The organism is Aquimarina macrocephali (assembly GCF_051627225.1).
GTDB lineage: Bacteria > Bacteroidota > Bacteroidia > Flavobacteriales > Flavobacteriaceae > Aquimarina > Aquimarina macrocephali.
Genome location: NZ_CP151795.1, coordinates 4292979 through 4309010, shown reverse-complemented (window position 1 = coordinate 4309010; position 16032 = coordinate 4292979). Strand labels below are relative to the sequence as shown.

General features: G+C 31.4%; 30 protein-coding genes. 1 reads left to right on the top strand and 29 read right to left on the bottom strand.

Annotated elements, in window-relative coordinates; translation table 11 throughout:
• The first annotated feature begins 205 nt into the window (after positions 1–205).
• Complete coding sequence (locus AAFU52_RS18975) at positions 206–508, top strand: hypothetical protein (RefSeq protein WP_438423113.1); 303 nt, start codon at positions 206–208, stop codon at positions 506–508.
• Here the strand turns inward: AAFU52_RS18975 and AAFU52_RS18970 are convergent.
• The 29 genes from AAFU52_RS18970 to AAFU52_RS18830 all read right to left on the bottom strand — a co-directional run bounded on the left by AAFU52_RS18970 (position 505) and on the right by AAFU52_RS18830 (position 16031).
• Complete coding sequence (locus AAFU52_RS18970; RefSeq protein WP_438423112.1) at positions 505–738, bottom strand: hypothetical protein; 234 nt, start codon at positions 736–738, stop codon at positions 505–507. The genes AAFU52_RS18975 and AAFU52_RS18970 overlap by 4 nt on opposite strands.
• Positions 739–746: 8 nt before the next feature.
• Positions 747–1034, bottom strand: a complete 288-nt coding sequence (locus AAFU52_RS18965; protein ID WP_438423111.1) for a hypothetical protein — start codon at positions 1032–1034, stop codon at positions 747–749.
• Between the two features lie 291 nt (positions 1035–1325).
• Positions 1326–1589, bottom strand: coding sequence for a hypothetical protein (locus AAFU52_RS18960; RefSeq protein WP_438423110.1), 264 nt, complete (start codon positions 1587–1589; stop codon positions 1326–1328).
• Positions 1586–1768 (bottom strand): hypothetical protein, encoded by a 183-nt coding sequence (locus AAFU52_RS18955; protein ID WP_438423109.1) that lies wholly within the window; start codon positions 1766–1768, stop codon positions 1586–1588. Before AAFU52_RS18955 ends, AAFU52_RS18960 begins: the two co-directional genes overlap by 4 nt.
• Positions 1769–1787: 19 nt before the next feature.
• Entirely contained in the window at positions 1788–2021 is a 234-nt protein-coding gene (locus tag AAFU52_RS18950) for a hypothetical protein (RefSeq protein WP_438423108.1), read from the bottom strand.
• Between the two features lie 176 nt (positions 2022–2197).
• A complete protein-coding gene (locus AAFU52_RS18945; protein WP_438423107.1) occupies positions 2198–2413 on the bottom strand; it encodes a hypothetical protein in 216 nt (71 codons plus the stop codon).
• An 8-nt stretch (positions 2414–2421) separates the two neighbouring features.
• On the bottom strand, positions 2422–2769 hold the full coding sequence (locus tag AAFU52_RS18940) for a hypothetical protein (protein ID WP_438423105.1): 348 nt from the start codon (positions 2767–2769) through the stop codon (positions 2422–2424).
• A complete protein-coding gene (locus AAFU52_RS18935) occupies positions 2766–2978 on the bottom strand; it encodes a hypothetical protein (protein WP_438423104.1) in 213 nt (70 codons plus the stop codon). Before AAFU52_RS18935 ends, AAFU52_RS18940 begins: the two co-directional genes overlap by 4 nt.
• 34 nt (positions 2979–3012) lie before the next feature.
• On the bottom strand, positions 3013–3300 hold the full coding sequence (locus AAFU52_RS18930) for a hypothetical protein (RefSeq protein WP_438423103.1): 288 nt from the start codon (positions 3298–3300) through the stop codon (positions 3013–3015).
• Between the two features lie 17 nt (positions 3301–3317).
• Positions 3318–3497, bottom strand: coding sequence for a hypothetical protein (locus tag AAFU52_RS18925; protein WP_438423102.1), 180 nt, complete (start codon positions 3495–3497; stop codon positions 3318–3320).
• Positions 3498–3799: 302 nt separating this feature from the next.
• Positions 3800–4348, bottom strand: a complete 549-nt coding sequence (locus AAFU52_RS18920) for a hypothetical protein (RefSeq protein WP_438423101.1) — start codon at positions 4346–4348, stop codon at positions 3800–3802.
• Between the two features lie 20 nt (positions 4349–4368).
• Positions 4369–4668, bottom strand: coding sequence for a hypothetical protein (locus AAFU52_RS18915; protein WP_438423100.1), 300 nt, complete (start codon positions 4666–4668; stop codon positions 4369–4371).
• 104 nt (positions 4669–4772) lie between these two features.
• Entirely contained in the window at positions 4773–5138 is a 366-nt protein-coding gene (locus AAFU52_RS18910) for a hypothetical protein (RefSeq protein WP_438423099.1), read from the bottom strand.
• A gap of 6 nt (positions 5139–5144) precedes the next feature.
• Positions 5145–5441: a hypothetical protein gene (locus AAFU52_RS18905; RefSeq protein WP_438423097.1), complete on the bottom strand. Its 297-nt coding sequence runs from the start codon at positions 5439–5441 to the stop codon at positions 5145–5147.
• A complete protein-coding gene (locus AAFU52_RS18900) occupies positions 5419–6390 on the bottom strand; it encodes a reverse transcriptase domain-containing protein (protein ID WP_438423096.1) in 972 nt (323 codons plus the stop codon). The genes AAFU52_RS18905 and AAFU52_RS18900 overlap by 23 nt, the downstream gene beginning before the upstream one ends.
• A gap of 201 nt (positions 6391–6591) precedes the next feature.
• Entirely contained in the window at positions 6592–6981 is a 390-nt protein-coding gene (locus AAFU52_RS18895) for a hypothetical protein (protein ID WP_438423094.1), read from the bottom strand.
• Between the two features lie 10 nt (positions 6982–6991).
• Positions 6992–7471 (bottom strand): hypothetical protein, encoded by a 480-nt coding sequence (locus AAFU52_RS18890; RefSeq protein WP_438423093.1) that lies wholly within the window; start codon positions 7469–7471, stop codon positions 6992–6994.
• Positions 7472–7984: 513 nt separating this feature from the next.
• Positions 7985–8335, bottom strand: a complete 351-nt coding sequence (locus tag AAFU52_RS18885; protein ID WP_438423092.1) for a hypothetical protein — start codon at positions 8333–8335, stop codon at positions 7985–7987.
• Between the two features lie 5 nt (positions 8336–8340).
• Positions 8341–9120, bottom strand: a complete 780-nt coding sequence (locus tag AAFU52_RS18880) for an HNH endonuclease (RefSeq protein ID WP_438423091.1) — start codon at positions 9118–9120, stop codon at positions 8341–8343.
• A complete protein-coding gene (locus AAFU52_RS18875) occupies positions 9101–9919 on the bottom strand; it encodes a DNA methyltransferase (RefSeq protein WP_438423090.1) in 819 nt (272 codons plus the stop codon). Before AAFU52_RS18875 ends, AAFU52_RS18880 begins: the two co-directional genes overlap by 20 nt.
• Positions 9920–9930: 11 nt before the next feature.
• Positions 9931–10641 (bottom strand): DnaA ATPase domain-containing protein, encoded by a 711-nt coding sequence (locus AAFU52_RS18870; protein ID WP_438423088.1) that lies wholly within the window; start codon positions 10639–10641, stop codon positions 9931–9933.
• Positions 10634–11461, bottom strand: coding sequence for a DUF4373 domain-containing protein (locus AAFU52_RS18865; protein WP_438423087.1), 828 nt, complete (start codon positions 11459–11461; stop codon positions 10634–10636). The genes AAFU52_RS18870 and AAFU52_RS18865 overlap by 8 nt, the downstream gene beginning before the upstream one ends.
• Position 11462: 1 nt before the next feature.
• Positions 11463–11828 (bottom strand): helix-turn-helix domain-containing protein, encoded by a 366-nt coding sequence (locus AAFU52_RS18860; protein ID WP_438423086.1) that lies wholly within the window; start codon positions 11826–11828, stop codon positions 11463–11465.
• Positions 11825–12061 carry a hypothetical protein gene (locus AAFU52_RS18855; RefSeq protein WP_438423085.1) on the bottom strand — a complete coding sequence of 79 codons (237 nt, stop codon included), beginning with the start codon at positions 12059–12061 and terminating at the stop codon, positions 11825–11827. The genes AAFU52_RS18860 and AAFU52_RS18855 overlap by 4 nt, the downstream gene beginning before the upstream one ends.
• A complete protein-coding gene (locus AAFU52_RS18850; protein WP_438423084.1) occupies positions 12045–12272 on the bottom strand; it encodes a hypothetical protein in 228 nt (75 codons plus the stop codon). Before AAFU52_RS18850 ends, AAFU52_RS18855 begins: the two co-directional genes overlap by 17 nt.
• Positions 12273–12318: 46 nt before the next feature.
• Positions 12319–12621 carry a hypothetical protein gene (locus AAFU52_RS18845; protein WP_438423083.1) on the bottom strand — a complete coding sequence of 101 codons (303 nt, stop codon included), beginning with the start codon at positions 12619–12621 and terminating at the stop codon, positions 12319–12321.
• A gap of 14 nt (positions 12622–12635) precedes the next feature.
• Positions 12636–13085 carry a hypothetical protein gene (locus AAFU52_RS18840; RefSeq protein ID WP_438423082.1) on the bottom strand — a complete coding sequence of 150 codons (450 nt, stop codon included), beginning with the start codon at positions 13083–13085 and terminating at the stop codon, positions 12636–12638.
• A gap of 94 nt (positions 13086–13179) precedes the next feature.
• On the bottom strand, positions 13180–15264 hold the full coding sequence (locus tag AAFU52_RS18835) for a DNA translocase FtsK (RefSeq protein WP_438423081.1): 2085 nt from the start codon (positions 15262–15264) through the stop codon (positions 13180–13182).
• Positions 15261–16031, bottom strand: coding sequence for a recombinase RecT (locus AAFU52_RS18830; protein ID WP_438423080.1), 771 nt, complete (start codon positions 16029–16031; stop codon positions 15261–15263). Before AAFU52_RS18830 ends, AAFU52_RS18835 begins: the two co-directional genes overlap by 4 nt.
• Position 16032 lies beyond the last annotated feature (1 nt).

Genomic DNA, 16032 nt, shown 5'->3' with positions numbered 1-16032 from the left:
TAAATAGTAATCAAAAAAACTCAATCTTTTTTTTATGAAAACAAATGTGGCCTCAATCACTTTATGTAAAGATACAAATTATTATTCTTATTTAGTCTAAATAAATATAATATTTACACTTTAACCATAGTCTATATACTTGAATAACTTATTAACATTTCATTATGATTTTAGGGAAATTTCCTAGTTTTGGAAAAATTTCCAAATGTCAGTATCAAACAATGTAATCGAAATAAAGGAGGAGTTTATTAAAAAAAAGATAAACAGGGCCTATTGTGGACTTTCCTCTATTAAGGTGGTTAATGATGGCATATACTACGCTCATCTTAAAAATAAAATATATTCTTATAGTGGTATCGGTGGAGATTATTCTGGGAAAAGAAGTTTAAGAGCTAGTATTGTAATATTTACTGGACTAATCGATAGATATAAAAACTTTGAATGTGATGATATTCGGTATTACTTCAATGATCATAAAGGAGTGTGGATGTGGCAGGAAGTGGGTTAACTAGATTTGTGGCTATTAGAACAAATTATTCGAAATCTTTGTTTTTCTTTCTCACTAAAAGGAAGATCTATTGAGGTAATGTCCATATTAGTGAATTTGTTCATATCCTTCAGTCTCCATTCTTTGAAATCTTTTCTATAGTAAACAAGTAAGTTGTCTGCTACAAATCCCAGATCGGTTTCTTTCCAATTATTTTTAATAAGAAAATCTTTTAATTCTTTAATATTCATAATATAATTTATACTTTGAGTGAACTTAATACTCGTGAAGCAGTTGCAGCTTCTTCCAGTGTTGCGCCAAAACTACCTATTGCTTTAGGTATCCTTTTGATACCTTCCTTTATTTCCTCATCAGTTATATTGGTGGTGTCATTCCCAAAGAAAGCTAATTGATCTCGCATACTTTCTATTAATATTCTTTCCTTCTTTTCCTCACTCAAAAAGCGTATAACAATACGTGAAATCCATTTCTTATTCAAGAAATAATTTATTACATTATACAAACCCTTTTCGCGTATATTTTCCATATTACAAATTTACAATTATTTTAAAACTCCCAGGTAGCTAATCAGGGAGTTTAGTCAAAATTTAAAACAAAAAACAATGGGGTAATTATATTTTTCTTCCACAGTTAAGGCAATGCTTACTATTTGGAGTCAATAATTTCTTAGAAGTACATCTACATAAATTATGTCTTTTCATGTTGTACCTGTACTTCTGAAATTCGTATATTTTTCTCAACCATTTTATCATAATTCAAATATATGATTGAGTTGTATTATAACCTTGTGGTTTTCCACGGTGGGGAGAGTTATTTTTTAATTAAGAACCGGCAATTCAAATGAAGTATTTTTTATAGCTATAAAACTAACCCACTCATTAAACCATACATCACCAAATACAGGTGTATAATTATAATATTTACAAGCCGATATGTATACTTGTTTGTTCTCTATTCTTACAGGGAAACCTTCATTATCTACATTCTGATTACCTAGTTCCATCTTTTGTAGTATTCTTCCAAATTCAACTCCATGAGTAAAAGATGGTGAACCGTCTGTAAATTTAATTGCTAGTTTCATGTTTTTATTATTTGATCAACTTCCTCATCTTTAAAATCTCTGGTAGTTTTATAACCTTTGGATAAACCATATTCCAAGATTTTCCTTACCTGACTTTTGGTTAATTTTTTGTCATTATGCTCAAACGCTTTGTAACTTGTGTTTATCTGGTTTAATGCTCCTTGAATATCTGCGTGCATGATTATTCTTTATTTAATGTTAGTTCTTAAATTTTATATTATGACAGCATTCATCACATAAATAATGTCCATCAGTCTCACACTCAATATAATCTCCAGGCTTTCGTTTTCTAGGATTATAACCTGTACATAAAGCCGTTTCACTTCTTCTTCCAGGAATACCATCTGGTAAAACCTTTTTTGGTTTTGATAATTTCCTAAAACATAATCTTCCTAGCCATAACCAAAAATTAAATTCAATATGTATTTTCATTTCATTAGTTCTTTATATTTCCATTTACAAGCACTCCGGATGATTTAAATAAAATATTTTATTTTCCAGCTTATTTATTTTACGGTCAATTTCTGATCTTTCATTTTCTAACTTCCATATTTCTAATTCTAGCTTTGGTATGTCGTCTTGTGTGTATACTTTCATAAATTTAGTTTTTAAAAATCATAATATTTCTTAACTATTTCCTGCATAGAAGACATTCTGTCTCCATCAATTATTCTGTTAGCTATTCTATGCGATTCTTCTTGTATATAGTGTATCTCTTCTTGACTAAGAATATCTTCAACATCTTCAAATGATGTGGTGTCGTTCGCTAGTAGTATTGATTTACACCAATGTTTTGCTATGTTTTTTAATATTATTTTATCCATTTTATATTTCATTTCTCTCTATTATTAAATATTTCGTTTGCTTTTTCTATGGCTTCAATTCGAGACTCTGTCCTTGTTTGAAATTTGCCATAGTGGCAGAATTCTTTATGACGCTCCTCTATATATAGATCATAATCTTCACAACGCATTTCTTCCACATCTAAATCAATTATAATTCTTATCCCCACACTATCAAACCAATCTTGGTATACGCCCCATTCCATGGATTCTATCGACCGGTAAAACTTTGATAAAATAGCACCATCTGGATATACACTATAATCTGTACGTCTGCCAAATATCATATGTAAATACCACTCTTCAAACGCTTGTTTTGCTGCTCCTGATAGTTTCATAGTTTTTTATTTTTTAGATTTTGCATTGAAATTGTATCGGATTCAGTAGTCGTAAATTGTTTTTTACATTCAGGACATTTATACACCCACCTTTTACCTTGATAAACATTTCCGTTTGATGTAAACTTTTGATCTTCTTTTACAAGTTCATAATCACAATCACAGCCAAAAGGGCACTGTTTAAACTTTAATTCTTTTGGGGTTTTCATAACATTTCTTTTAGTGCTTCATTCGTTAATAAAATTATCCATGTTTAGTAACATTTAGAATATTGTTTTTTCTGTCTTCTTCATTTAACTGTTGTTGAAGAAATAATTTTGCTGCTCTTAATTTTGAAATTACTACATCAATACTTTCAGTTTTAGTAAACGAAATTAAAGTATCTACAAAAACACTATCTGTGGTTAATCCTAAATTTTCTGTGTTGATAATGATTAAGTGTTTTGGCCTGCGCGATTCAATAATTAGAAAGGTGGAACCTCCTACTATTAGTCCTATAATTATTGTTATGATTAGGTGTTTTGTTTTCATGATGTTTTTTATATTGATTAATAATTGTCCTTTACCCACTCTTCAAAACCCCCGCCAAAATTGGTGGTTAAATTTTCTACTTTTTCTGTAATAAAAGAATGATGCTGAACACCGCCTTCTTTTATTTCAATTACTGCTTTGTCATCATAGTACCTTACTATTTCAAATCTAAATCCGTTGTGATTAGTTACATTCATAATATAAATTTTATATTGATTATGTAATAATACATAAGATATTTTACATAACCAAATATATTTGTAAATATTCTTAGTTTATATTACATTTGTAAGATGAATAAGAATATTACATCGTTCTATGTTATTAATCTGAATAACATTACTGTGGCCTTTGGGAGTAACCTAAAAGAGCTTTATACATCTTTTAGTAATATTGAGCCAAATTGCCGTAACTATCAGTACTACTATCGTGAATTTGCTAAAGAAGCTATATTCCACAATACTATCGAAGGAAAAGATTATACTTTTCAGCAGCTAGTCTAATACCTTAAATCTGTCCAGTGTATTAACTTGCCTGTGAAATCTTCATTAAACCATCTGAAGAAGTGTTCTACTGATTCAAAACCATCATTGATTGCTAGTTGTTCTATTTGATTTTTATTCAAACAATTACCATCAACAATAACTTGAAAAGTTTTATTACCCGTTGATCGTGTATAAGGGGTCTTAACATTAGCTACTTTTACTATTTCAATTCTTTGTACTCCGGTACATTTAATTGTCGGTGTAAATTGAAATTGTTGTTTGGTTCTGTTATTGATTACTGGGTGAATTTTATTCCCTGCTCTCCATCTGTTTTTTTCATCCCTTCGGATGGTGTGTAATTTAGGATCAGAATTAAAAAATGAATCATCATAGTTATTACCCATATTTAAATTAAGTATCCCTTCTTCACCATGCCATTTGTAATATTCTTCATCGTTTAAAACAGGTGCTAATGAATGCCATATCTTTTCAGGAAACCTGTTTCTTATTCCTTCTAAATCGCCCATATTTTTAGGCCATTTTGTACTAAATGGAAGTATCATACTTTTTTGTTTTTAGATAGTTATGAATTAATTCCAGATTGCTTAATTCTCCAATCAAGATATTTTATTTGTTCTTCTGGGTTTTCACCAACAACCTCTTTTGCTTCGTTACAAACTACTGTCGCAAAATGTTTTGCCATGTCTGATAAATATTTATACATTTCTAAGTCTGAAACATTACCTGTGGTTATACTTACTCTTGATTCTGATATGAGCGCATCAGGTTTAATAATTACTTTAGCAATTCTTTGACTTTTTGGTTGTGGTAATTGATTTTTATTACTCTTTTGACTTCCTTTTTTTCTGTTGCCCTTTTCCATTATAGTTTTAAATTATTTTGTTTTTGTTTTGTAAATAAATCTTTTCGTTATACCTGGTTACTCTTCTGAATCCTGTTATGTGGTTGTGTAATTGAAACCAGTTTTTAGGTTTTGAGCTCTTTGATTTCATGATTTTGTAAAATTTCATCAGCTACACTGAACAACATTAATTGATTGTCTGGAACTTCTGGTGGTGGGGCTTTTGGGTTTTCTGGATCATCAGGATCTCCATCATTATCCCAATCCCATTTTTGCCAACTAGTGCATATTGGATTATCATTTTCATCGTAAACCCATTCTTTAGGGTATTCTGGATCATTCACACCATATACCATAGTTGCACAAAGTATTTCGCATTGCTTTGGACCTTCTGGGTCAGGATCACAGTGTAAACAATTCATACAAAACTTATCAGTAAAATACATTCCTTCGGTTCCGTTACTTGGTTGGTACTTTTTTAAAGGCTTCATATTTTTTTAAGTAAATTCAAAGTATTCGTTATCGTTAATTATTGTTGTCATAAACGGGAAGCTATCTTTCGGTACATTCTCAATCTGTTGTATCAATATGGTTGACCCTGTAAAAATTATTCGTTTCTCATTATCCTTTTCAATTTGCAGTGTCAAACATTTGGTGTTTTCCTTATGTTTGGAGTTTTCAATTTTATAATCCAATACCTTTATTGGAATATTGAAAACTCTTTTGATTGGTATTTTATCTCCTGTGAAATTGGTTACTCTTGGTTTTATATTAAAATCTTTGAAATTGTTCATCTGGAAGAAGTTTTTTGGTTAAGTGTAGTCCATTACAATGTTTTAACCATCCCAAATACGAAGCCTTTGACTTAGTATTAGTATTACTTCTCAGCTTCCTTGCAAAATTTTTCTTGATTCGTTTTCTTAATAAAATGTGAGTATGGTAGAACACATACCCTACAAAGTCAATCCCTCTTGATTCCACTGGGAATATTTGATAGTTCTTTTTTATCTCTAGGTTAAGATTATTATTTAGGTAATTTTTTATATCATAGAATATATTGTGTAAATAAGGTTTGCTGTTGTGTAGTATCACTATATCATCTGCATATCGGAAGTAATATTTTACTTTCTTCTCTTCCTTTATCCAGTGATCAAAATAGCTCAGATAGAAGTTTGCAAAATATTGGCTTAAATAGTTACCAATAGGCAATCCTTTTGCACTATCAATTATCTCATCTAATAACCACAACAAGTCGTTATCCTTAAATTTTCTTCTTAATAACGTCTTTAGAATTTCATGATCAATACTTGGGTAAAACTTCTTTATATCTAGTTTTAAGCAATAAGTAGTATCAGAAGTATTTTTGAGTGCTTTTTTTAATTTTCTTAATAGTAAATGAATGCCTCGCTTTTTAATACAACTGTAAGTATCCGCAGTGTAAGTTGATACAAAAATAGGTTCAAGAACATTCATAATGGCATGATGTGTAATTCTATCTGGAAAATATGGCAATCGATATACTTCTCGCTCCTTTGGCTCATATATCTTGAATATGTCATACTTAGAAGTCTTGTATGTTTTCTCCTTTAACATCTTATGTAATTTCAAAATATTAGCTTCTCTATTCTTGTTATGAAGTATAACACCATATTGTTTTGATTTACTTTTCTGCGCTTTGTGATCAGCTTCAGTAAGGTTTTCAATACTAATTATCCTTTGATATAGATTACCGATTCTTTTCATTTCCTTTGCTTTAAAAAAGTCGCTTTCCATTCCTGTACCAACGCCTCTAGTGGTTTGTATTTTTTTGCAATGTTTGCAAGGTCTGTGATGTTAATATTCTACATAGGTGAGAGCTGACATTCGAATTCGTATTCCAGTTATCGTAGTCGTTGTACTGAAAGCCTGAAGAACTCCGCTCAACACATCACACAACCCTTTTTCTTATAAGAAATACTCCTTATATGTTTCAATGAATTGATTCGCTATATACTTACACACTTCCCTTGAAATAAAGCAAAGGCGAGAGCCGACATCCGAACCCGCAGCCCAGTCAGCGTAGCCGTCGCACCGAAAGCCCGAAGAACCCTCCTCTAAATCAAACCATGGTTCGTATTTCCATTCATCAGAATTTGTGAAATCTGGAATCCATTCTTTTCCATCATTCGCAAGTCTGTTAGCTGCTCTTACTATGATTACAAGTTTTGAATGTGCAATCATTGAAGCTCTATCTTTTTCGGGATAACAAGAGAAATCAGGGATTACTTTTTCGGGATCTAATCCCTCTACCTTACAAGCTTCTTCAAATGTTTTTAAATTTTGGTAATTTTTCATTGTTTTGTTTTTATTCGATTATCATAAATTTTCTGTACACTTCTGTAAATTGCTCTCCTGCGTATTTTGCAAGTTTTGAAGATTTAAAGCAAAGGCGAGAGCCGACATCCGAATGCGTAGTCCAGCGAGCGTAGGCGTGGGACCGAAAGCCCGAAGAAGACATTTTAAACCAAGGATAATATTTATACTCATCTGACTTATCCCAATCTGGAGTATATCCTTCGTTTAAAGCTTTAGCAATTAGAATAGCTTCCTGATTACCTATGATATGATCTGATACACCTGGCTTTTGTAATATTCGGTAGTCAATTACATCTTGGTCCTGTTCTCCTAATTCCTGAAGAACATCATCCATCGTTTTAATTCTTTCTGTTACTTCTTTTAGAAAGGTTTTCTTTCCTAGTAAATTTTCAAGGAGTTGTTTACCCTTGTTCGATGCATCCTGGTGAGCTTTTAATGCTGCTTCTTTTTTGATTTCTAGTGTTTCCATTTAACTTAATTTAATGTCCTGTTTAAATAATTCTAATATGTATTCTGCGTGTATTTCGATATTGTGTTTTGCTTCCACGCAATGAAAAAGCAAGTGTATCAATCCGTAATCGCCTAGAGTGTCCCTGTATTCATGCCTTTCTTTGTTTTTAATCCAAAGAATAAAGCAACATAGATGTCCTATCTCTCCGATCTTATGACGATCTTTCAAACACTTTTTGAACTCCTCCAAATCAAGTCTTGCGTATTCATTGTACTTTCGCTTACAGAAATTATAATCAAAGGTGTGTTTGTATGATTGTAATTTTCTGTTCTGTATTTCATAGGTAAGACCGCTCATATTGTTTAATTTTTGCTTTCTAATTCCTTAATCTTATTTTCATAATACACTCCTCTTTCACATATTCCAGCTATCTCTTCTATGTCATTGGTTAGATTATACATGATCTCTAAATTCATTAATTGAAATCTATAGTAGTTTATTAGTATGTGTTTGAAAAGCGTGTTCATTGGTTTATTTTGACTGAGATTCTTTAAATTGTTTATCAAACTCACCTTTACCCATATCTCTAATTGCAGTTGTTACGTTTTTATAACCTAGCTTTACAGCGAATTGAGTCATTTGAGTATGTCTATCCGGTGATCCTATTTGTGGGTGAATTTTCATTTCATTGCCTAAAACTGCAGGAACTGGGGAAGCGCCTCCTGTCATTTTGAATGCATCAAGTTGAATTTTAGCAACTTTAGCTATTCCATCGGTTACTTTTACTATTGCCTTTGCTTTTGACTCCTCAATAGACCCGTTGTTTAGCCCTCTTAGGGTATCGAATAATACTGCGTTTAATTCTGGTAGATCGTTTGCCATAATGTTTATTTTTTTAGTTTCTTTTTAATTTTATTATTTAGCTTAATAATTTGTTGTAATGATTCAGGATATTGGTGTATTGTGTTTTTTAACATCAATTCAGAATTAGATACCATAACCAGGTTATGCTTATTAAAATCTTCTGAATTTCCATTTTTGAAAATTATGTTGTGGTTTTTCGGTATTTTAATTTTATGTATTTGCTGATATAGATACCGATGTTTTAACTCCCATTTATTAGGATTACTCGTTTTGATTTCTATGTAACCATCTTTAGTAATTCTCTCACTTCCTACTGGTTTCCAATTGTGAGGTCTATTACCAATTCTAAATCTTGTAGCTTTAGTTTTTTCGATAGATTCAGCACTCATGTAATCCTTTTGCTTTTTGCCTTTGTTTTCCGGTATTCTACTTTTTTGGTATCTGCTTTCTTTTTTTCTTTTATTTATAATTTCTCTAGGAATTTCTAATCCTAACCTCTTTAACCTTCCCTGAACACCACAACCACTTCTTCCAATATTACTTGCAATCGTTTTTACAGGAAGAACCAAGTAATTATCTATTATATATTTATCTTGTTCTGTAGTAAAAGTCGTTCTTCCTACTAAAGCTCTTTTTCTAAATTCATTTTGAACTTCTTTAGATGGAGTTAATCCTTCTGATTTCAAAAACCTTTGAACAACAGTCCTAGAACATCCAATTGATTCAGATAACTCTCGGCTACTCAATAGCAAACAGTTTTCTTTTATAAATTCTTTGTTTTCTCTACTTAGTATTGTGATCATTGTACTTACCTAATTGAAAAATTGTTGTTTGTGATGTATTTTGATAAATCCTATACTTGGATGTGTGGAAATATTGTATATCATTTTCACAGGCTGTTAATTCTAGATTCATGTTCTCGAACTTATTTACTCTATCTACTGATATTGCTATTGAACCTGAACCAATACCTGTATCTAAAATTTTATCTCCTTTATTTGCATATTCAAGTAATAACCAATCATAAATTTTAGTCGGTTTTTGAGTAGGATGGACCCTCTTTTCATATAGCTTTTTATTTCCTTCCACAATCTCGCCATTCATTTTACTTCCTTGCATCATTCCTGCCCACATATATCTATAGATAAATGTTGGTTTATTGAAAGATGTCCATATTAATTCACAATCAAACTGATCTGAATTACCATTACATTTATCCCATATTATCCATCCTATCGGGTGTTTCTTTATAAAGTTTTCAAATTCGTTTCTTCTTGGGGGTTGAAACGGTTTTTCAACAATCCAATCAAAAAAATTACCTCCAAATACAATTTGATTTTTACTCACTCTAAACAATTCTTTTCCATAATTAGAATCTGCAGGACTATTATCCCAAGTCTTCTTTTGATAGATAGGATCAGGGGCTTTTAAATATTTCCCATTTTTCTGTTTTATAGGAGTATTTCTACTCTTATGATTTTTAGAACTTTCTTTTATACCATACTCAGGATCAACAGGAGCAATATCAAAATGATTATTTTCATATTCTTGCATAAGAAACATTCTATCTTGTTTGAATAGTTTTATGTAACTAGGTAACATTTTATCAGTTTTTATTTTCTAAAGCTTTTACCTTCCCATTTGATTATGTTAAACATCTCAGGTAGCCTATCTCCAATACGTTCACCGTATCGCTCTGTTATCTCTGAAGGTTTGTGGTTAGTTGTCACATAAGTGATTGCGTTGTTTTTGTTTCTCTCGAATAACAATTCTGCAAACACTTCTGTTTTATTAAACGCTTTGTTTTCAAAGCCTAAATCATCTATGTATAATTTACCAGTGTAATAGTGTTTAAGTGAGAAAGTACTTTCTTTATCTCTAGAAGCTCTCATGTATTCATCTACAAAAGCTCCTGAACTTATACAGTTAAACCAAAGTGAGGTGTCATTTCGTTTTGTTACGAGCTCCTTCCCTATTTTATGAAGAATCTCAAAGAGCAGAGACTTACCAATACCATAGTTTCCATAAATCAAAAGCCCTTTTTCTAAACTCGGAACACTTTTGATTAAGCCGTATTCATTAAAATCTTCCTGCTTTAAAAAATATCTGAAAATCGTTTTTACAACTTTATCATTATCCAGGTTTATCTCATAGGAATCTTTCGAATGATATTTCCATAACTTCCAGAACATTGATTTAGTGAGCTTAAAATCATTTTCAATCACATCTCGTTTTAACGGAACATACACATCATGATCTGTATTTGATCTCTTTGATCCAGCAAGGTTTCTTAACGCCTCTATTGCTTTTCGATGATTAGTCATATTGCTTTACTTTTTCTTTTACTTCTTTGTTCATTTTACTCGAAACACCACCTAATTTTGATAGTTTGTGAATCCAATCAGTGTTTTCCCAATCTGTCTGGTAACTAAGCCATCCATGGGCTATTTCTTTGGATTTGTTTTTGTATTCGATGTAAGCCTCAGTTTGAGTCTTGAATTCTTCAAGTTTGTTTTGATTGTTTAAGGATTTTAAAAAGGAATACACTTTCATTTCTCGTTCTTCTCCCTCTTGAGAAAAGTAATTGCATATTTTCTTTATAAATTTTTCATTTTCTTCAAAATCAAAAGCGCGTATATTTTCTTTTCTTTTCTCTTCTATACTATCCTCTTCTATCCTTTGTGGGTTTACGGGTGAGTCACTTGGTAGTTTTAAGGGTTTAGGGTTACTTTTTGGTGGTTTACGGACACCTTTTGATATTAAAATCTGGATTAATGAAATTCTGTTAATACAATTATTGGATCTTTTTTTATAAGCATCCTGAATACTATCAATAAAATCCTGACACCAAATTATTCTGTTTTCCTCCCATAATTCTCTATCGAATTTTTCAAGATCAACCAGATCATTTATGATAGCTTCTAAGACCTTTTTTGCGACTTTGCATTTAGCTGATAAAAACATCATGGTCGTATTCTTAGACAGGTCTAAATAATGATAATTGGTCCGTGCTAATTCCCTTAAAAGTTTTACAAAAACAGCAAATCCATCATTCCCATAAGTTTCTTCCAGATAAAACATTTTATTTCCATCTTCACACATAAAAGGAAAATAATCCACGTTATTTCGTTGTTGTCGCGCCATTCTATAATTGGATTATTGAGTTGGTGTAATTAATTGACAGTTGAAGTAGGTCGATATGTTTAATTACTATAGAATTATAAAGACTTTCTCCTTCAATTATTTTTTTAATCTCATCTATTTGCCTTCTATATGTTTTGCTGGTGTCGTAAATGTTTTTGATTGTCTTGTTTGCATGTAACGCTGTTGCGTGATTCAATCCATATATTTCTCCTGATTTTTTAAAAGTGTACTTCAAATAAAAAATAGATAGATACATTACAATTTGTCGCGCAAATACAATGTGTCTTTTTCGGGTTCTAACTAATAAATCCGAATTCTTTAGACCATAAAAATCACACACTGTTTGTTGAATTAGTTCTATTTTCATAACCCTTTGCTTTTTAATTTGTCATACACTTTTTTCCAATACTCATGTCCTTCTTCAGTATTCTCTTCATCCCATTCAAAAGCACATATTAAAGCTTCTGATTGCTTTTTAAATCGGGTAGTTACATTTAAACCTCTTTGTTCTTTGAAATACAATACTGCATTAACAGCATGGATTTGAGGCAAACAATGTAAATGGTCAATTATTCTTTTAGACTTAATCATTGTTTTCATTGTATCTGTTTTTTATTTCTTCTATCTTGCCTTTATAGTTTATCCTCTGGTGCATTTTAAAAGCTTTTTCATAGTCTTTTATCCTGTAATACTCATGCTGTTCTATTGTGGTTTCATGCTTATTTCCAATCCAAATAAAAACCCAAAAACCAAACATTATTGATAACCCAACTATAAAAGATGCACTAATGATAAATTCCAGATTCTCCATTACTTAAGTTGTTTAATTTTTTCCCTTACTTCTTGTTGTATTTTCCTTAATGATTCTCTATGAATTGTATATTGAGCTTGTCTTTTTTTTGATGGCACTCTCTACATAACATCGTTATATTACCGGTGTTAAATGCCTTTTCTGTCCTTCCTTTTTCTTTGCAGCTTTTTACGCTTTCATTGTGACTGCAATCCAAATACGTCCCGTTTGAGATTCCACATTCTTCACAAAAATTGTATCCATGCTCCTCAAACTGTTCTCTAACCTTTTGTGCTTTTGCCTTACTTATTAATCGATCAATTACAGATTGCTTTAATCTTTCCCCGTTGCTACATCTATAAGTATTCATAGATTAATCTGTTTTTAAGCCTCAATAGTTTTCAATACCTTAGTAAGAGCATTGATCTTGTTGTAGGTTTTTTTCAATTCCTTTTTAAGAACTTCCTTTGTGGCATCACTTAGACCCAGATTATAATCGTTAATAATCTGATCTCTGTAATCTCTTAGGTCAACATATTTTTGATTGATTAAATCTATTCTCTGAGAAAAGCTTTTAATCGTTCTATAAACAGTGTTGTTTTGTTTTGACCATTCATTTTTTTTAATCCCTACTTCCTCTATTAAGCACATGTCTTTTAACTCGGTAACTCTTCCTACAATCTCATTTATAGGTATGTGATGCTTGTTTCTTATGTCTACCGATGAACAAGGCTCATTGTCTTTTATAAGTTGAAAGACTAATTTTCTTTTCTCTGATAGTTTTCCTACTACAGAGAGATAAGATTGATTTCTGTTTTGTATTGAAGTATTCATATCGTTTTTATTTTTTATCCACAGACAGCTTTTAGGAACATCTTAGCATTGATTATTAAAAGTTTATTCTGCCTGTGGGATTTATATAAATTGTTTATCCTTTATAAAACCCTTGAAACCTGACCAGATCCAAATATTCTGGGGAGTTAATTAATCCATCTCCTTTTCCTGAAAGCGATTCTGCTCCAGATTCTCCTAAGACTACTTTTGAATCAATCTCTTTTGGTACTCTAAAACATATTTGTACTGGGAAGTTCACTTTAGCATCTCCAGTAATAACTTTTACTGAAGCTCTTTGTGTTGCTGCTAAAACTCTAAATCCTGAAGACCTACCCTTTTGTAATATTATTTTCAGATTCTCCTCTAATGCTTTTTTTGTAGAAACATGAATCCTCTTCATTTTAGGACTTCCATTCTGATAAAGTCCTACAACCTGATCTTCGTAAACTTTCAATTCTTGTCCTTTTTTTGATGCAGAAACAGCATCGGCAAATTCATCGAACACTATTAATGTTTTTTGTTCTGAACCTGATTTAACAAGTTCATTCATCTTCACAATTAGTTGTTCCATTTTATTCTCTATGTCCTCAATGTCGTTGTACACTTCAATATTTGAATTCGCTTTCAATGTTTGAAACTCAAATTTTGGATCAAACACTACTATGTTTTGTATTTTTGCTTCAATCGCATAGTGTATGATGGATTCTATTGATACCGACTTTCCGGACCCTGTTGCACCACACATTAATACATGGGGTGTTGATTGATTTTGTAAATCCCAATAGATACATTTATCAAAATTATCTACACCAATAGGTATTTTCAATCCTTCTAGATATGATTTATCAAAAATCAAATCTTTATCTCGTTTTTTAGATGATTCTATTGATATGTAAGATTTTCCCTCGTATACAAATAATTGCTTATTTATTCTGATGCTAGATACATCCAGAGCATTTGCTATATCAAGTTTATATTTGTAAATCTTACTTAAACTTGTCCCTGCAGAAACACTTAATAAAAATGTATCATTTGAGTATCCACTGAATGTATGATCCACTCTGGCAATTATTCCTAGAGTTCTTAATATGTGTTCTATTTTTTCCTGTTTTGTCATGTCTTTATCTGATAAGTTGTATTGGATAAATTCGGAAGCATTATTTCTGAATTTTTTTATCACACTTGGGTTTATTGAGCCAATCGAAGCATCTCTAATTTTTTTTAGTCTATTAGAAATAATTTCTTTTTTTGATTCAGGAATATTAAAGTCTTCCACTTCGGAAATCATTGTTTTGGACCAAAATTCATGGATTTCTGCTTTGTCTATGAAGTTGTCATTTTCATTTATCAAATACACGTAATCAGGATCAGAAACCGCTTCAAGCATTCTTTTTAGTGGCTCATAAACTAAAGCTTCATAAAGCTTTATAGTGTCTTCAGACATTTCGACTTTAAAACAGTTCAATTGAGGTTTTCCGTTCCTGTTATTTGAATATTTATTTTCTACAAACCAAACCTCATCTACTTTTATTTTTAAGGCTGACTCTACACAATTGAAGTAAGTTATTGCTTGTTTACCTATACCGAATGCTAATTCTTTTTCATCTGAAAAAGTAGCTTTTGACTTATGATCAATAACAACTATTTTGTCATCATGTGTCTTTGCAATCAAATCTACTTTCGCATGACATGGAAGAGGTATATCTACACCATTTATGTTTAAAAACTCGTCAAAATATCTTTCAATAAATAGAATTTCTTTGAATTCGTAAACCTGTTTTTCTCTTAAAAAATTCTCTAACAAAGAAACACTTAGCTTATACGCTTTTTCTTTACAAGCATCTATTGTTGGTGTAGTCTTTTGAATTTTCCAGATATTAGCCCTTTGGTTTTCTATAAATTCAAAAGCTATCTTCTGAAGTTCCACTAAATCCTTTTCTTCTTTATTTTTTAGTGACTCGAAATAATAATCTAATGATAAATGATACGCTTGACCTGCAATTGTTGAAGCTGATAACTTAGGTGGAACCCTATATATGTAGCTCATTTCAAATGCCTTTTCATTTCTTGAAAATGAGCTTATCTTTGAAAAGCTCCAGCTGTCTATAAGAAAGTTGCTAAACAACTGATCGTATTCATCTGGACTCAGGTTTCTATATTTATGGTTTCCTGAATTCATGGTAAATCGACTTTATTTTCCGTAGAAATTTTATCCTTTAATTCCTGAACCTGATCGTATTGGTCTATGTCAATGGTGTTATCAACATAATTATATTGCCCTTCTTGCTCTTGAACGGATTGATCAACCAATTGAGCCGTTTGCATTTCAATAGACATAATTCCCCACTTTGAAAGAGTACTTTTCAGTACGGTTTTCATAGCCATTGCATCAAACTGATCTTTGTCCTGCCACGGAGATTTTTTTGAACTATACGCTTGAGAATACTTTTTTGCGTGTTTTATCACTGACTCTTTCGTCCAATAACATGTTTTTTCCATGCCGTTTGACAAACTAAAATATGCTGCATATCCTACAACTTTTCCTTCACCTTCTGTGTTGAAATCGGCTATTAACTCTTCGGTAAGTCGATTAAATGAAGTGAATTGACTCTCATATACTTCGGTCACGTTTATTCGCTTATATTGGCCAGTTCTAAGTGCTAATTGTACGTAGCCTTTCCACCCCATTTGAAACTGAGCTTGTCCTTTGTATGGTACAATCCACGCAAAGCCAAGATTTTGATTTATGGGAAGGTCTAAAGTTGCTGCTGTAGCTGCTGCAGTTAAAACTGTATTAGGATCTGATTTTGATAATAATTTATTACTTCCAACAATTTGTAGAACTGAAGAAATGAATCCAGGAGCTTTATCCCCTAACAATTTTTCAAACCTTTGTTGAATTGATTTTCCTTGGAAAAGCTGTTTAGTTGTTAATTTCGCTTCCATA

Coding starts and splice junctions, on each gene's coding strand:
- AAFU52_RS18975 (WP_438423113.1), top strand. CDS start 206: ATGTCAGTATCAAACAATGTAATCGAAATAAAGGAGGAGTTTATTAAA.
- AAFU52_RS18970 (WP_438423112.1), bottom strand. CDS start 738: ATGAATATTAAAGAATTAAAAGATTTTCTTATTAAAAATAATTGGAAA.
- AAFU52_RS18965 (WP_438423111.1), bottom strand. CDS start 1,034: ATGGAAAATATACGCGAAAAGGGTTTGTATAATGTAATAAATTATTTC.
- AAFU52_RS18960 (WP_438423110.1), bottom strand. CDS start 1,589: ATGAAACTAGCAATTAAATTTACAGACGGTTCACCATCTTTTACTCAT.
- AAFU52_RS18955 (WP_438423109.1), bottom strand. CDS start 1,768: ATGCACGCAGATATTCAAGGAGCATTAAACCAGATAAACACAAGTTAC.
- AAFU52_RS18950 (WP_438423108.1), bottom strand. CDS start 2,021: ATGAAAATACATATTGAATTTAATTTTTGGTTATGGCTAGGAAGATTA.
- AAFU52_RS18945 (WP_438423107.1), bottom strand. CDS start 2,413: ATGGATAAAATAATATTAAAAAACATAGCAAAACATTGGTGTAAATCA.
- AAFU52_RS18940 (WP_438423105.1), bottom strand. CDS start 2,769: ATGAAACTATCAGGAGCAGCAAAACAAGCGTTTGAAGAGTGGTATTTA.
- AAFU52_RS18935 (WP_438423104.1), bottom strand. CDS start 2,978: ATGAAAACCCCAAAAGAATTAAAGTTTAAACAGTGCCCTTTTGGCTGT.
- AAFU52_RS18930 (WP_438423103.1), bottom strand. CDS start 3,300: ATGAAAACAAAACACCTAATCATAACAATAATTATAGGACTAATAGTA.
- AAFU52_RS18925 (WP_438423102.1), bottom strand. CDS start 3,497: ATGAATGTAACTAATCACAACGGATTTAGATTTGAAATAGTAAGGTAC.
- AAFU52_RS18920 (WP_438423101.1), bottom strand. CDS start 4,348: ATGATACTTCCATTTAGTACAAAATGGCCTAAAAATATGGGCGATTTA.
- AAFU52_RS18915 (WP_438423100.1), bottom strand. CDS start 4,668: ATGGAAAAGGGCAACAGAAAAAAAGGAAGTCAAAAGAGTAATAAAAAT.
- AAFU52_RS18910 (WP_438423099.1), bottom strand. CDS start 5,138: ATGAAGCCTTTAAAAAAGTACCAACCAAGTAACGGAACCGAAGGAATG.
- AAFU52_RS18905 (WP_438423097.1), bottom strand. CDS start 5,441: ATGAACAATTTCAAAGATTTTAATATAAAACCAAGAGTAACCAATTTC.
- AAFU52_RS18900 (WP_438423096.1), bottom strand. CDS start 6,390: ATGAAAAGAATCGGTAATCTATATCAAAGGATAATTAGTATTGAAAAC.
- AAFU52_RS18895 (WP_438423094.1), bottom strand. CDS start 6,981: ATGAAAAATTACCAAAATTTAAAAACATTTGAAGAAGCTTGTAAGGTA.
- AAFU52_RS18890 (WP_438423093.1), bottom strand. CDS start 7,471: ATGGAAACACTAGAAATCAAAAAAGAAGCAGCATTAAAAGCTCACCAG.
- AAFU52_RS18885 (WP_438423092.1), bottom strand. CDS start 8,335: ATGGCAAACGATCTACCAGAATTAAACGCAGTATTATTCGATACCCTA.
- AAFU52_RS18880 (WP_438423091.1), bottom strand. CDS start 9,120: ATGATCACAATACTAAGTAGAGAAAACAAAGAATTTATAAAAGAAAAC.
- AAFU52_RS18875 (WP_438423090.1), bottom strand. CDS start 9,919: ATGTTACCTAGTTACATAAAACTATTCAAACAAGATAGAATGTTTCTT.
- AAFU52_RS18870 (WP_438423088.1), bottom strand. CDS start 10,641: ATGACTAATCATCGAAAAGCAATAGAGGCGTTAAGAAACCTTGCTGGA.
- AAFU52_RS18865 (WP_438423087.1), bottom strand. CDS start 11,461: ATGGCGCGACAACAACGAAATAACGTGGATTATTTTCCTTTTATGTGT.
- AAFU52_RS18860 (WP_438423086.1), bottom strand. CDS start 11,828: ATGAAAATAGAACTAATTCAACAAACAGTGTGTGATTTTTATGGTCTA.
- AAFU52_RS18855 (WP_438423085.1), bottom strand. CDS start 12,061: ATGAAAACAATGATTAAGTCTAAAAGAATAATTGACCATTTACATTGT.
- AAFU52_RS18850 (WP_438423084.1), bottom strand. CDS start 12,272: ATGGAGAATCTGGAATTTATCATTAGTGCATCTTTTATAGTTGGGTTA.
- AAFU52_RS18845 (WP_438423083.1), bottom strand. CDS start 12,621: ATGAATACTTATAGATGTAGCAACGGGGAAAGATTAAAGCAATCTGTA.
- AAFU52_RS18840 (WP_438423082.1), bottom strand. CDS start 13,085: ATGAATACTTCAATACAAAACAGAAATCAATCTTATCTCTCTGTAGTA.
- AAFU52_RS18835 (WP_438423081.1), bottom strand. CDS start 15,264: ATGAATTCAGGAAACCATAAATATAGAAACCTGAGTCCAGATGAATAC.
- AAFU52_RS18830 (WP_438423080.1), bottom strand. CDS start 16,031: ATGGAAGCGAAATTAACAACTAAACAGCTTTTCCAAGGAAAATCAATT.